Source organism: Amycolatopsis sp. NPDC050768 (assembly GCF_040654155.1).
Classification (GTDB): domain Bacteria; phylum Actinomycetota; class Actinomycetes; order Mycobacteriales; family Pseudonocardiaceae; genus Amycolatopsis.
Map to the genome: position 1 here is coordinate 385,844 of NZ_JBFAHL010000007.1, position 14,266 is coordinate 400,109.

General features: G+C 70.5%; 11 protein-coding genes. 7 read left to right on the plus strand and 4 right to left on the minus strand.

What is annotated here, in order from left to right; translation table 11 throughout:
* Positions 1-36: 36 nt before the first annotated feature.
* Entirely contained in the window at positions 37-942 is a 906-nt protein-coding gene (locus AB0H62_RS23015; RefSeq protein WP_220239575.1) for an ABC transporter substrate-binding protein, read from the minus strand.
* 150 nt (positions 943-1,092) lie between these two features.
* On the opposite strand from AB0H62_RS23015, the gene AB0H62_RS23020 reads away from it, so the two are divergent.
* From AB0H62_RS23020 to AB0H62_RS23035, 4 genes are read left to right on the plus strand one after another with little or no spacing between them, the layout of a single operon-like run.
* Complete coding sequence (locus AB0H62_RS23020) at positions 1,093-2,040, plus strand: NAD(P)-dependent oxidoreductase (protein WP_220239576.1); 948 nt, start codon at positions 1,093-1,095, stop codon at positions 2,038-2,040.
* Positions 2,033-3,277, plus strand: a complete 1,245-nt coding sequence (locus AB0H62_RS23025) for a M24 family metallopeptidase (protein ID WP_220239577.1) — start codon at positions 2,033-2,035, stop codon at positions 3,275-3,277. Before AB0H62_RS23020 ends, AB0H62_RS23025 begins: the two co-directional genes overlap by 8 nt.
* Positions 3,278-3,286: 9 nt before the next feature.
* Positions 3,287-4,720: an NAD-dependent succinate-semialdehyde dehydrogenase gene (locus tag AB0H62_RS23030; protein ID WP_220239578.1), complete on the plus strand. Its 1,434-nt coding sequence runs from the start codon at positions 3,287-3,289 to the stop codon at positions 4,718-4,720.
* A 25-nt stretch (positions 4,721-4,745) separates the two neighbouring features.
* Positions 4,746-5,753 (plus strand): LacI family DNA-binding transcriptional regulator, encoded by a 1,008-nt coding sequence (locus AB0H62_RS23035; protein ID WP_220239579.1) that lies wholly within the window; start codon positions 4,746-4,748, stop codon positions 5,751-5,753.
* Positions 5,754-5,813: 60 nt separating this feature from the next.
* Here AB0H62_RS23035 and AB0H62_RS23040 read toward each other — a convergent pair whose 3' ends face one another.
* The gene (locus AB0H62_RS23040) at positions 5,814-6,272 is read right to left on the minus strand and encodes a GNAT family N-acetyltransferase (protein ID WP_360588043.1); all 459 of its coding nucleotides are present in this window, start codon (positions 6,270-6,272) and stop codon (positions 5,814-5,816) included.
* Between the two features lie 177 nt (positions 6,273-6,449).
* Positions 6,450-7,814, minus strand: a complete 1,365-nt coding sequence (locus tag AB0H62_RS23045) for an amidohydrolase family protein (protein ID WP_220239581.1) — start codon at positions 7,812-7,814, stop codon at positions 6,450-6,452.
* Positions 7,815-7,977: 163 nt separating this feature from the next.
* Between AB0H62_RS23045 and AB0H62_RS23050 the strand changes: the two genes are divergently transcribed.
* From AB0H62_RS23050 to AB0H62_RS23060, 3 genes are all read left to right on the plus strand, one after another.
* Complete coding sequence (locus AB0H62_RS23050; RefSeq protein ID WP_220239582.1) at positions 7,978-9,501, plus strand: aldehyde dehydrogenase family protein; 1,524 nt, start codon at positions 7,978-7,980, stop codon at positions 9,499-9,501.
* Positions 9,502-9,680: 179 nt separating this feature from the next.
* Positions 9,681-10,580 carry an LLM class flavin-dependent oxidoreductase gene (locus AB0H62_RS23055; protein ID WP_255637844.1) on the plus strand — a complete coding sequence of 300 codons (900 nt, stop codon included), beginning with the start codon at positions 9,681-9,683 and terminating at the stop codon, positions 10,578-10,580.
* 137 nt (positions 10,581-10,717) lie between these two features.
* Positions 10,718-12,997 (plus strand): GH92 family glycosyl hydrolase, encoded by a 2,280-nt coding sequence (locus AB0H62_RS23060; protein ID WP_360588047.1) that lies wholly within the window; start codon positions 10,718-10,720, stop codon positions 12,995-12,997.
* 10 nt (positions 12,998-13,007) lie between these two features.
* Here AB0H62_RS23060 and AB0H62_RS23065 read toward each other — a convergent pair whose 3' ends face one another.
* The gene (locus tag AB0H62_RS23065) at positions 13,008-14,228 is read right to left on the minus strand and encodes a hypothetical protein (protein WP_220239584.1); all 1,221 of its coding nucleotides are present in this window, start codon (positions 14,226-14,228) and stop codon (positions 13,008-13,010) included.
* Between the last annotated feature and the right edge of the window lie 38 nt (positions 14,229-14,266).

The window sequence follows — 14,266 nt, forward strand, 5'->3', positions numbered from 1 at the left end:
CAGCGCCATGGCAAACGATCGCAGTCATTCTCCGTATTAGGGAATCAGTGAGGAGTCGACGAGGCCGCTCCGCAGCGCCTCCTCCGCGGTGACCGGCGTCCCGGCACGGGAGTGCCGGTTGCGCAGGTGGACGATGGTGTCGAGCTCCGCGCGGGTCAGGCGGGCGTCGGGGACCAGGCCCACCGCGGAATCGGTCAGGATCGCCAGGTGGCGCTCGGCACTCGTGCCGGTGAGGCCGAGGCGGTCGGTCACCGCGGCCAGTGCGACTTCCCGGTGCCGGCCCGCCGCGAGCTCCCGTGCCACGGCCGAGGTGACCGTGAGCAGGGCGGCGAGGGCGTCGCGGTGCGCGGCGATCCCGTCGGCGGTGGCGCACAGGACGGTCCCGGCGTACGGGCCGATCTCGGTGACCGACGCGACGCGCCGGGCACCCTGGGCTTCGGCGACGAGGTCGTTGCCGGCGTTGAGCACGGTGGTGTCCACGGCGCCCTCGACCAGGGCCCGCGCGCGTTTCGGGGTGGAGCCGAGGCTGACGACCTCGTAGTCGGTGTCGCGGACCAGGCCGGCGCGCGCGAGGAGCTCGAACGCGATGAACGCGAAGCCTGAACCGGGCACGTCGACGCCGAGCCGGCTGCCGCGCTCGGGTGCGGCGACGCCGGGCGCGGTGAACAGGCCCAGCCCGAGGCCGCGGTCGACCGCGCCGAGGACGCGCACGTCGCCGGTCCGGCCCAGCGGGTTGCCGGGGGCACACCGGTAGGCCAGCACGTTGTCCGGGTTGGTGAACGCGGCGTCGAGGCGGCCTTCGAAGAGGTCCTCGAACTGGTGGGCCGACGTCTTCGCCGGCACCTCCGTGACCTCGAGCCCGGCCTCGGCGAGCGCGCCGGTGGCGGCGGCGACCGACAGGAGGACCGAGGGGCTGAACGTGCCCAGCTTGATCGAACGCACGCCGGTGCCGCCTTTCAGAGTCTCACAGCCGTTTCGGGCGCGGCCGACTGCGGACGTTCGCAGCTCGGCTTTCTTTTCGCTACTTGACGGATCCTAGCTGGCATCGCATGATGGTTGCAAACGATTGCAAACGTTTCGGAGGTACTGACCATGGTGACCCTCACCGACCGACCCACGATCGGCTGGATCGGTGCCGGCCGCATGGGTGCGGCGCTCGTGCGCCGGCTGCTCGCGGCCGGCTACGACGTCGCCGTCTACAACCGCACGCGGGCCAAGGCCGAAGAGCTGGTCGCCGCCGGCGCGACCGTCGCGGAGCGGCCGGTGGACCTCGCCGGGCGGGCCGTGGTGTTCACCATGGTCTCGGCCTCGGCCGACCTGCAACACGTGACGTCGGGTGAGGGCGGCCTGTTCACGGACCCGGCGAAGGCGCCGAAGGTCGTGATCGACTCCTCCACGGTCTCCGCCGAGGCCTCGGCCGCCGTGCGCGTGGAGGCGGCCAAGCGCGGCACCGAGCTGCTGGCGGCCCCCGTGAGCGGCAACCCGAAGGTCGTGAGCTCGGGCAAGCTGACGCTCGCCGTCTCGGGGCCGCGCGCGGTGTTCGACGAGGTGCGCCCGATGCTCGACACCCTTGGCCGCGGCGTGACCTACGTCGGCGAGGACGAGGTGGCGCGGCTGGTGAAGATCTGCCACAACGTCTTCCTCGGCGTGGTGATCCAGTCGCTGGCCGAGATCACGGTGCTGGCGGAGAAGGGCGGCGTGACGCGCGAGGCGTTCATGACCTTCCTCAACGACTCCGTGATGGGCTCGGTCTTCTCCCGCTACAAGACGCCGGCGCTGGTGAACCTGGACTTCACGCCGACGTTCACGATGCCGTTGCTGCGCAAGGACTTCGACCTCGGCCTCGCCGCGGCCCGCGAGCTGGACGCGCCGATGCCGGTGGCTTCGGCGACCGCGCAGATCGTGGCCGGCGCGATCGGCGCCGGGCTGGTGGAGCAGGACTTCGCCGTGCTGATCGAGGAGCAGGCGCGCCGGTCCGGCATCACGCTGGTGTCCGAGAACGCCGAGGTCTCCGACGGTCTGGAGCCCACCGATGTCTGACGGTCGGCCGATTCCGGCGCCGGGCCACAACGCCGTCGACTTCGAGGAGCGCGTGGATTTCGCGCGGCTGCGCGACTACCGCCTCGCCCGGGCACGGGCCTCGCTCGACGCGGGCGAGTGCGGCGCGTTCCTTCTCTTCGATTTCTACAACATCCGCTACACCACGCAGACGTGGATCGGCGGCGCGCTCGGTGACAAGATGACCCGCTACGCGCTGCTGACCCGTGACGGCGAGCCGATGCTGTGGGACTTCGGTTCCGCAGCGAAGCACCACCAGCTGTACTCGCCGTGGCTCGAGCCGGAGAACTGCCGCGCCGGCATGCTCGGCCTGCGCGGCGCGATCTCGCCCGAGGCGGGCCTGATGCGTGACGCCGTCACGCAGATCAAGGACCTGCTCACGCAGGCCGGCGTCGCGGATTCGCCGGTGGGCGTGGACATCGTGGAGCCGCCGTTCCTGTTCGAGATGCAGCGCCAAGGCCTCACGGTCGTCGACGCGCAGCAGGCGATGCTCGACGCGCGGGAGATCAAGTCGTCCGACGAGATCACGTTGCTCTCGCAGGCCGCGGCGATGGTCGATGGCGTGTACCAGGACATCGTCGAGGCGCTCAAGCCCGGCGTGCGCGAGAACGAGATCGTCGCGCTGGCCAACAAACGGCTCTACGAAATGGGTTCCGACCAGGTCGAGGCGATCAACGCGGTGTCGGGGGAGCGGTGCAACCCGCACCCGCACAACTTCTCCGACCGGCTCATCCGGCCTGGCGACCAGGCGTTCTTCGACATCATCCAGTCCTACAACGGCTATCGGACGTGTTACTACCGCACGTTCAGCGTCGGCAGTGCCACCGATGTGCAGCGGGGCGCGTACCGGCAGGCGCGCGAGTGGATGGACGCGGCGATCGAAGCGGTGAAGCCGGGGATCGGGACCGACGACGTCGCCCGGGTCTGGCCCGCCGCGACCGAGTTCGGCTTCGCGAGCGAGATGGCCGCGTTCGGCCTGCAGTTCGGCCATGGCCTCGGGCTGGGCCTGCACGAACGGCCGATCATCTCCCGGCTCAACAGCCTCGGCAACCCGGTCGAGATCCGCCCCGGGATGGTGTTCGCGCTCGAGACCTACTGCCCGGCCACCGACGGGTTCTCCGCCGCGCGCATCGAAGAGGAAGTCGTGGTCACCGAGACCGGCGTCGAGGTGCTGACGAAGTTCCCGGCGCAGGACCTGTTCGTCGCCAACCCGTACTGAGGAGTCACCGTGAAGGTCCCCGAAGAGTTGTTCATCGGCGGTGAGTGGCGGCCCTCGTCCGACGGGTCCCGCATCACCGTGATCGACCCGGCCACGGCCGAGCCCATCACCACGGTCGCGAACGGCGGCGTCGAGGACGGCTTGGCCGCCGTCGACGCCGCCGCCGCGGCGCTGCCCGCGTGGGGCGCGACCACGCCCCGGGCCCGGGCCGACGTGCTGCACCGGGCGTTCACTCTGATGCACGCCCGCGCCGAGGAGCTCGCCGAGCTGATCGTGCGCGAGAACGGCAAGGCGCTGCCCGACGCGCGCGGCGAGGTGAACTACGCCGCCGAGTTCTTCCGGTGGTACGCCGAGGAAACCGTGCGCGTGGCGGGCACCGTGCAGACCGCACCGGGCGGCGCCAACCGCATCCTGGTGCTGCGGCAGCCGATCGGCGTGAGCGTGCTGGTGACGCCGTGGAACTTCCCGGCCGCGATGGCCACGCGCAAGATCGCGCCCGCGCTCGGCGCCGGCTGCACCGTGATCCTCAAGCCGGCGTCGGAAACCCCGCTCACCGCGCTCGCGATCGCCGCGATCCTCGAAGAGGCCGGCGCACCGGCAGGCACGGTGAACGTGGTGCCGTCCACGCGGTCCGGCAAGGTCGTCGGGGCGATGGTCCACGACCCGCGCGTGCGGAAGCTGTCGTTCACCGGGTCGACGGAGGTCGGCCGCGCGCTGCTGCACGTGGCTGCGGACACCGTGGTCAGCACGTCGATGGAGCTGGGTGGCAACGCGCCGTTCCTGGTCTTCGACGACGCCGACCTCGACGCGGCGGTGGACGGCGCCATGGTCGCCAAGATGCGCAACGGTGGCCAGGCCTGCACGGCCGCCAACCGGTTCTTCGTGCAGCGCGGCGTGGCCGCCGAGTTCGGCCGGCGGCTGGCCGAACGGATGGGCGCGCTGCGCGTCGGCCCCGGCACCGACGCCGGGATCGAGCTCGGCCCGCTCGTGAACGAGGCCGCCGTGGACAAGGTGACCGAGCTGGTCGACGGCACGGTCGACGCCGGCGCCCGCGTGCTGGTCGGCGGGAAACGGCCGGAGGGTACGGGGTTCTACTATCCGGCGACCGTCCTGGCCGACGTCCCGGCGGGCGCGCCCGTGCTCGCGGAGGAGATCTTCGGCCCGGTGGCGCCGATCGTCACGTTCGACAGCGAGGACGAGGTCGTCCGGCTGGCCAACGACACCGAGCACGGCCTGGTGTCCTACGTGTACACCGGCGACCTCGCCCGCGGCCTGCGGCTTTCGGAGGCGCTGGAGTCGGGCATGGTCGGGCTCAACCGTGGTCTGGTCTCCGAGCCGGCCGCCCCGTTCGGCGGCGTGAAGCAGAGCGGGCTCGGCCGCGAGGGCGGGCACGAAGGGCTGCTGGAATACACCGAGTCCAAGTACGTCGCCGTCTCTTGGTGACGTCCGGTCACTCTATGCTGGCACGATGAACAGGCCGCCGACGATCAAGGACGTCGCCGAGCGGGCGGGGGTGCACGCCGCGACCGCGAGCCGGGCGCTCAACCCCGCCACGCGCGGGATGGTCAACGCGCGGACGGCGAACCGGGTCGCCGAGGCCGCCCGGGCCCTGGGCTACGCGCCCAACTCCGCCGCGCGCAGCCTGCGCACCCGCACGTCGTCGGTCGCCGGGGTCATCATCCCGGACCTGCGCAACCCGGTGTTCCCGCCGATCGTCCGCGGTATCGAGGACGGTCTGCGGGACGCCGGGTACATGGCGCTCGTCGGCAACACCGACGGCGACCCGGACCGCGAACGCGAATTGGTCACCGCCATGCGCGGCCGCCAGATCGACGGGTTCATCCTGGCCACCAGCCGCCGCTCCGACGAGCTGGAGTCCTCGGTGCCCACGGTGCTGGTCAACCGCCGCACCGACAACGGCGGCATCCCTTCGGTCACGGCCGACAACGCCGCGGGCATCCACCTGCTCGTGCGTCACCTCGCCGGCCTCGGCCACACGCGCATCGGCCACGTCGCCGGCCCGCGCGACCTGTCCACGGGCTGGGAGCGTTACCGCGGCTACCTCGACGCGACCACGTCCGCCGGCCTCGCCGCCGCCGCCGAGGCGGTCGAGTTCGCCGACGCGTTCACCGAAACCGCGGGCCACGCCGCGACCCTGCGCCTGCTCGCCGCGCACCCCTCGCTGACGGCAGTGCTGGCCGGCAACGACCTCATCGCCCTCGGCTGCTACTCCGCCCTCGACGAGCTCGGCCGCACCGTCCCCGGCGACGTGTCGGTGACGGGCTTCAACGACATGCCGTTCGTCGACCGCCAGCGCCCGTCGCTGACCACCGTGCGCATCCCGCACTACGACATCGGCCGCGAAGCCGCCCGCTTGCTGCTGGAACACATCGCTTCTCCGACGGCACCGGCCAAACGCGTGGTGCTGCCGGTCGAATTGGTCCGCCGTGACTCGACGGCCGCGGCGAAGAGCTGACGCCCGCTTCGGCTGCGGCGCAACGAAAGCCCGGTAGCGCCGGGAGTTCGGCACCGAAGGTCAGACTTCGAGTTCGATCCGGCCGACCACCTCGCCCTCGTGCACCTGGCTGGTCGGCCGGAAGCCCAGCCGACGGTAGAAGGGCTCGGGGCTGTGCTCGCCGGGCCGCCAGAGCACCGTTGCCGCCTCGGCCCCGCGCCGCCGGGCCTCTTCCAGCAGTGCCTCGACGGCGAAGCGTCCGTAACCCTTGCCTTGCTGTCCGGCGGCGACGTTCAACCGCCAGATCCCGCAACGGAAGTACGCGATCGGGCAGCCGGGGTCGAAGGCGCCCATCACGAAGCCGACGAGTTCGTCCCCGGCGTAGACCACCCTCGGCCACGCGACGTCGGGCTGGACGTAGGCCTCCGCGAGAGAGTGGGCGACGGGTGCGACGTAGTCGCGTTGGTGCGGTGCCACGGCCAGCCGGCAGGCGGCGGCGACGTTGTCGGCCGTGATTTCGGCCAGGCACGGTGTCTCCATGCGAGGAACCTAGTCCGGGGGTACGACATTTTCGGGTGTCCCGGCGGCAGCGAGGTCGTTCTCGACCGTCGACTCTCTCAGCCGTCGGCGATCTTGCCGCGGGGTGTGGTCTGACCGCAGCCGAAATCGCGGCCTCGCAACGGAAAACTGTGGCGAGGCCGGGATTTCGGCTGCGGCTCAGTCTTCCGGCAGCAACCCCGCCCGCCGCCCCAACGCACGGGCCCGGTCACCGGCCCGGCGCATCAGATCCGTGACGTGCAGCTCGTCGACCCGGGTGAACCGGCCGTTGTCCAGCAACTGCTCGCCGTTCACGAAGACGTGCTTCGCGTCCGTCCCGCGCGCCGCGTGGACGAAGGTCGCCAGCGGGCGGTGCACCGGGCCCGCGTGCAGGGTGTCGAGGTCGAAGACCGCGATGTCCGCCGCGTAGCCCGGCCGCAAAGAGCCGAGGTAGTTGCCGGCGCGGACGGCGTGCGCGCTGTCCTCGGTGGCCATCGTCACGAGCTTGCCGAGGTCGATCGAGCCGGGGTGTTCGTGGAGCTGGTTCTGCAGCAGGCGCGTCCACTTGATCTGCTCGACCATGTCGTTGGTGAGGTCGACCATGGGGCCGTCGGTGCCGAGGGCGACGCGGATGTCGTTGTCCAGCATGCGTTTCACCGGCGTGATGCCGGCGCCGCGGGCGGCTTCGGAGCTCGCGGTGTGCGCGACGGTGCTGTGCGAGGCCGCGATGAGGTCGAGGTCGTTGCCGCGCGGGTGGATGGTGTGCGCGAGGATCCAGCGGTCGTCGAGAACGCCGAGGCGGTGCAGGAACTGCACGTCGGTGCGGCCGGTTTCCAGCACCCACTTGAGGTAACCCTCGTCGCGCGACATGGTGCCGCCGGCGATGTGCGAGGTGACGAACGTGTCCTTCTCCACGGCGAGCTCGTGGCCGCCGAGCACCATCTCCTCGGAGCTCGTGCCGAGCGCGACCCAGTGGGCCGTCGCCTCGAGCACGAAGCCGACGCGGATCCGGCCCTCGGCGGCGCCGTCCCACTTCTCGAAGGATTCGCGCGCGCCGGCGTAGTCGTTGCGCGCGTCGTGCGGGCGGATGACCTTCGCGAAGAACTGGCGGACCCCGGCGTCGGCCACCGGGCCCAGGATCGCCTCCTCGTCGGCGATCCTCGTCTCGTTCACCAGGTGGTTGACGGAGCTGGTGGTCCCGCCGCGGAGCATGTCGAGCGCGGCGAGCTCGCCGGCGACGCGCAGGTCGTCCACGTCGAGGTTGTCCTTGAGCGGCACGAGGCAGCCGGTGATCCACTGCTCCAGCAGCACGTCGCAGCCGAGCCCCTTGCCGTAGAGGTACCAGTCGTGCTGGTGGGCGTTGACCAGCCCCGGCAGCACGATCGAGCCCGTCGTGTCCACGACGCGGTCCACGCCGTCACGGCTCACCGACCTCACCGGGCCGAGCTCGGCGATGGTCGTCCCGTCGATCAGGAGGTCTCCTCCGCCGAGAAGTTCCGGACGACCCGGCGCGACCACCGCGCCTCCGCTGAGCAAAGTCCTCATCCGACTGCCTCCTGTCGAACTGTGCCTCGTCGCAAGACCTGCAAGAGCGGCGCACTTGGCCGCAAACGATTGCATTATCGTAAGAGCTGAGTAATCTGTGGTCAATGGCGGCTTCGGCTGCGATCAACCGCAATCGTTCACAGTCCACCGAAGGGATCTCACGATGTCCGACGCCCTGGAACCCGTCCTTCCGGCCGACGGCCGTGGTCCGCTGCCGCGCGCCCGCTGGGGCTCGTTCATCGGCGGCAGCTGGGTGACGCCCGAAGACGCGCCGGCCTTCGCCGTTCTCGAGCCGGCCACCGGTGGCCGGCTGGCCGACGTGGTGGAAGCGAGCGACGACGTCGTCGACCAGGCCGTCCGCGACGCGCGCCGGGCGTACGAGGGGGAGTGGGGCCGCCTCACGCCGCGCGAGCGCAGCGGGCTGCTGCGCAAGGTCGCGGCCCTGATCCGGGAGCACGCCGAGGAGCTCGGCGAACTGGAGGCCCGCGAGGTCGGCAAGCCCCGCCGCGACGCGCTGCGGTTCGACGTGTCGTTCAGCTCGGCCGGGTTCGACTACTTCGGCGGCCTCGCCGACACGCTGCACGGCGACGTGCTCGACCAGGGCCCGATCGAGGCGCGCGTGCACTACGAGCCCTACGGCGTCGTGGCCGCGATCCTGCCGTTCAACTGGCCGCCGCTGCACTTCACGAAGAAGACGGCGCCGGCACTGGCCGCGGGCAACACCGTGGTCATCAAGCCGGGGGAGCAGGCGCCGCTGGCCGTGCTGCGGCTGGTGGAGATCGTCAACCAGGTCCTGCCGCCGGGTGTCGTGAACGCCGTGTCGGGCATGTCCGCGGGCCCCGCGCTGGCCGGGCACGGAGGCGTCGAGCGGATCACCTTCACGGGCGCGACCAAGACCGGCCAGGCCGTGCTGCGCACCGCTGCCGAGAACCTCACCTTCGCCACGATGGAGCTCGGCGGCAAGAACGCCCTGATCGTGCTCGACGACGCCGACCTGCAGGTGGCCGTCGACGTCGCGATCGAGGGCATGTTCTACAACCAGGGCGAGGCCTGCACGTCCACCGCGCGGATCCTCGTGCACCGGTCGCTGCACGACGAGTTCGTGGAGCGCTTCGTGGCGGCTACCGCGAAGCTGCAGGTCGGCGACGGGCTCGACGCGGCCACCGACATCGGCGCGATGGTGGACGCGCGCCAGCAGCAGAAGGTGCTCGCCTACGTCGACACCGCCGTGGCCGAGGGTGCGAAGATCGCGTACCAGGGTGAAACTCCGGTCGACGCGCGCCTGGCCGGCGGCTTCTGGGTCCCGCCGACCGTGCTCACGGGCGTGCAGCCGGACCACACGGTGGCGCAGGAGGAGATCTTCGGCCCAGTCGCGTCGATTTTGGTCTACGACACTGACGAAGAGGCCGTGCGCATCGCCAACGGCACCGCGTACGGGCTCACGGCCGCGCTCATCACGCGCGATCACTTCCGTGCCTCGAACCTCGCGCGCGACCTGCAGGCCGGCATGGTCTTCGTGAACAACTACGTCCGCCGCTCCTTCCTCGGCTCGCCGTTCGGCGGCGTGAAGGGAAGCGGTTTCGGCCGGGAGAACGCGGCCGAGACACTGCACGAGTTCGTGCGGGCCAAGAACGTCCGGTTCCCGTCGGGCCGCGGGCCGATCCCCGTGTGGCCGCCGGTCGACTGACGCCGATCGGCTCCGAGCGTAACCGCCGGACGTGATCGACAGGGAGGTTCGGTGCCCTCATCCGCGCCGGATCTCCCTGATCCGATTCCGGCGGAAATCGACTCTCCGCCGGATGGCGGCGTGGGCCGGATCTCGGCAGGATCATTGACGGTAATGTCTATTGACTTCGGGGGAGCGCCTTGCGCGACGACCTGCTGTTCGGCGTTGCGCTGACGCCCACCACCGACTTGGCGGCGGACCGCGCCTTCGCGGTGGCCGCGGACGACGGCGGCCTCGACCTCCTCGGGATCCAGGACGCGCCGTTCGCGCCGGACCGGCTGGATACGTTCGTGCTGGCCGGCGATCTGCTGGCGCATACGGACAAGATCAGCGTCTTCCCGGACGTCGCGAGTCTGCCGCTACGGCCGCCGGTGCTACTGGCGAAGACCGCGGCCGCGCTGGACATCGTGTCCGGCGGCCGGTTCGAGCTGGCACTCGGCGCGGGTGGCTACTGGGACGCGATCACGCAGCTCGGGGTGCCGCGCCGAAGCCCACGGGAATCCAACGTCGCGCTGGAAGAAGCCGTCACGATCCTTCGCGCGCTGTGGGCGGACGGCGGCCCGGCGGTGCGGGTCCAGGGCGAGTTCTACTCCGTCTCGGGCGCGCACCCGGGTCCGGCGCCCCTGCACCCGATCGAGATCTGGGTCGGCTCGCAGGGCCCGAAATCCCTTGCGCTGACCGGGCGGATCGCCGACGGGTGGGCCGCTCCGATCGCCGCCTACCTGCCGTACGAGAAGTGGGCCGAGGCCAACCGCGTCATCGACGACGCGGCCGTCGCCGCGGGCCGGAACCCGCGGGCCGTGCGCCGGATCGCCCAGATCGTCGGCATGGTCACCCGAACACCCGGGCGGCCGCGGCTGGAGCAGGGTGCCGATCCCATGCGGGGCAGCGCCGCGGAATGGGCGGAGTTGCTGGGGAAACTCGGCAGCGAGCTGCCGTACACCGGTTTCGTCTTCATGCCCGAAGACAATTCCCGTGCTCAGGTCGCCGCATTCGCCCGCGACGTGGTGCCGCGAGCCCGGCGGCTGCTCGCGCGGTGACGTCCACAGTGGAATTCCCGGGCCGGACAAACGAGGGGACAGAAAAGGCCACACATCCGATGTTTGCTTGACCCGGCCCGCTCGTTCGCCCAGTGTTGTCGGCGACAACTGCACGAGCGTCCGGAAGGCGATGAAGCATGACCGACGCGGTTTTTCTGTCCAGGCGCGGGTTTCTGGTCGGCACGGGCGGAGTGGCGGCCGCGGCGGCCCTGCCCCGTACTGCGGTGGCAGCCGCCGCCCGGCCGCAACCGGTGGACTCCGTCGATCCGATCATCGGATCTGTCACCACGGCCGCCGACACGGCGTGCGGCAAGACGTTCCCGGGCGCGGTCGCGCCGTTCGGCCTGGTGCAGCTGAGCCCGGACACGGTCTCCGGCGGCGACAACGGCAGCGGCTACTCGGCCGAGATGACCACGATCGAGGGCTTCAGCTTCCTGCACATGTCGGGCGTCGGCTGCTACGGCGACCTCGGCAACCTCCAGGTGCTCCCGCAGACCGGCCCGCTCGTGACCGGGCGCGACGAGGCGAAGAGCCCGTACCGCAAGGAAACCGAAACCGCGCGCGCCGGCTACTACGCCGTGGAACTCGACCGCTACCGTGTGCGCGCCGAGCTCACCGCCACCGAGCGAGCGGGCTTGCTGCGCTTCACCTTCCACGACGCCGGTACCGGCCGCGTCAAGGTCGACCTCACCCGTCGCATCGGCCCGGACGGCTCGCACTCGATCGCGCAGCACGTGCGCCAGGTCGACGCGACGACCGTCGAAGGCTGGATCCGCTGCGACCACACCGGCGGTGGCTGGGGCTGCGGCGCGCAGAGCCCGGCCTACACCGCGTACTTCACGATGGAGTTCCAGCAGCCGATCGCCGTGTTCGGCACGTGGGACGGCACCGACGTCCGCACCGACCTCGGGCAGCGCGACGGCACCCAGCTCGGCTTCTTCGCCGAGTTCCCCGTCCGCGCCGGGCAGCAGGTGCCGGTGCGCGCGGGCGTGTCGTTCGTCGACCTCGACGGCTCCCGCCGCAACCTGCGCCACGACCTGCCGAGCTGGAGCTTCGACGCCGTGGCCGCCGGGGCCCGCGGCACGTGGGCGGACGCACTGGGCAAGGTCGCCGTCGAAGGCGGCACGGCCGAGCAGCGCGAGATCTTCGAAACCGCGCTGTATCACTCGATGATCGACCCGCGGCTGTTCGGCGACGTCGACGGCCGCCACCGCGTGGGCGACACCGCGCCGGCGCGCGACGGTGTCACGCACCGCACGCTGTTCAGCGGCTGGGACGTGTTCCGCGCGCAGTTCCCGTTGCTGACCATCATCGACCCGGACGTGGTGCAGGAGACGATCACGTCGCTGGTGTCGCTCACCGATGCCGGCCTCGTGCGCGGGCTGGCCCGCTGGGAGCTGCTGGGCAAGGACACCGACACGATGATCGGTGACGCCGCGATCAACGTCATCGCCGAGGCGTACCTCAAGGGGCTGCGCGGGTTCGACGCCGAGAAGGCCTACCGCTTCTGCCGCGAAGTCGCGCTGGGCCCGGCGGAACGCTCCAACCGCACCGACTTCGCGAACTGGACCTCGCTCGGCTACTGCGTCACCTACAGCCTCTCCTCGACGCTGGAAAACGCGTATACCGACTACGCCCTCGCACGGTTCGCCGAAGCGTTGGGCAAGAAGGAAGACGCGAAGCGCCTGTACGCGACTTCGCACAATTACCGGAACCTCTTCAACACCGACGCGGGCTGGTTCCGCGGCCGCAACGCCGACGGCACCTGGATGGGTGACGGCGACGGCTGCATCGAGAGCAATCCGGAGCAGCAGGGCTGGTTCGTGCCGCACGACGTCGGCGGCCTGGTGAAGCTCGCGGGCGGACGGGCGGCGTTCGTCGAGCGCCTCAACGGCATCTTCGAGAAGACGCCGCCGGAGGTGATGATGAAGTGGAACGAGTTCTACAACCACAGCAACGAGCCCGTGCAGCAGATGCCCTTCATGTTCACCTACGCGGGTGCGCCGTGGCTCACCCAGCAGTGGTCCCGGTACGTCTGCGAACACGCCTACCGGACCGGCCCGACCGGCCTCGCGGGCAACGACGACGCCGGCCAGATGTCGGCCTGGTACGTTCTCGCCGCGGCGGGTTTCTACCCCGTGTCGCCCGCGAGCGGCGTGTACATCCTCGGCAGCCCCGTCTTCGACCGCACGCGCTTCACGACAGGCCACGGCCGGACGTTCACCGTGCGCGCGATCGGCAACTCGCCGCCGAACGTCTACATCACGTCGGCGACACTGAACGGAAAGCCGTTGCACCGCGCCTGGATCACCCACGACGAGGTGATTCGGGGCGGCGAACTGGTACTCCGCATGAGCGCGACGCCGAACCAGTCCTGGGGTGCGGCCGCGTTGCCGCCTTCACTCACGCCGGCGTGAGGGGGCCCTGCTAGCGGTCCTCGCCCGTTTCTTGTTGTGCTTCAAGCTTTTCCACGACGCGATCCGTGGCTTCCTCGCCGTGGGCGTGCACCAGCGACAGGTAGAACAACACCGGCGCCGCGGGAGCCCACGAGTCGCGGCGGTCGGGTCGGAGCAGGTACTCGATCGTCGGCTGCGGCTCGAACTCCACGTACTCGAATCCCCGGTGCTCCCAGGCGTCCTGGACGCCGCGGCCGAGGTTGTTCTCGAACTGCTGGCGGGTCATCGTGCGCAGGTTCGCCAGGAACAGGCAACACCACTGGGAGTTCGACGTGACGACGGCGAACGCGAGGAGCTTGAGGTCGTAGTGATCGGGCCTGAGCCGCAGCTCTTCCTTCAACCCGCGCTCGGCGGCGCGAAAGAGGTTGGGCGGCCCGTGTCGCCCGTCGAGTTTCCTTTGCAGCCCTTCGTTGGCCGAGGAGTTCCACTCGCCTTTGCCCACCCCAACCCGGCCGCTGCGCCGTGCGACGACGAGCCACCCGTCGGCCGTGACGACGGCGACGTTGAGGCCGAAGCTGGAGCGCATGAAGTCCGGGGTGTCCTGGGGGTCGCGGCCGTCGAGGTAGAGGCTGCGGAGGGTGTCGCCGCCGGGGAGGGGTTCGTCGAGTTGCTGGGTGGCAAGGAAAGTGACGTAGTCGGAGTAGGTGAAGTGGATCGTGACCTCGGAGAGTTCTTCGGGGCCGCGGCGGTTCACCACGAAATCGTGGACCGCGTAGCGAAGCAAGGCCTCGTGGTACTCGAGCCCCTTTTTGCGGCGGTCTTCCTGCTCCTCGCGGAGCTTTTCCCTTCGATAGGCGACTATGGCCGGAAGAGAAACCGCCCGGGGCGTGACGAGAACGTGCACATCACTTTCCGCGATCTCCCGCTCCCCGTTGCCTTCCAGTAGTTGAACACTTGTGCTGAGCGGCCCGATCGAGAACCCAGGAAACACCGTCTTCTCCCGCGATCGCCGCCGGGCGTGGTGATAACTCTCGCGCCACGGCGCCACCTGCCGTTCGAGCGCCTCCGCCGACGGATGCGCCTTCCTGAGCAACGCCCGGATGACGTCGAAGAGCAACGCCTCGTTGTACCGCTTGGGCTCGTCCCGGAAAATCTCCCGCGCGGTCCCGTACGCGCATCTGACCGCTTCGGCTGGCACCCCGCGCGCCGCCATTTCCCTCTCCACCAGCGCCGGCAACGCGCGCAGCCGCACACTCGACCACTCCCGCAAAGCCTGCAACCGGACCGCGA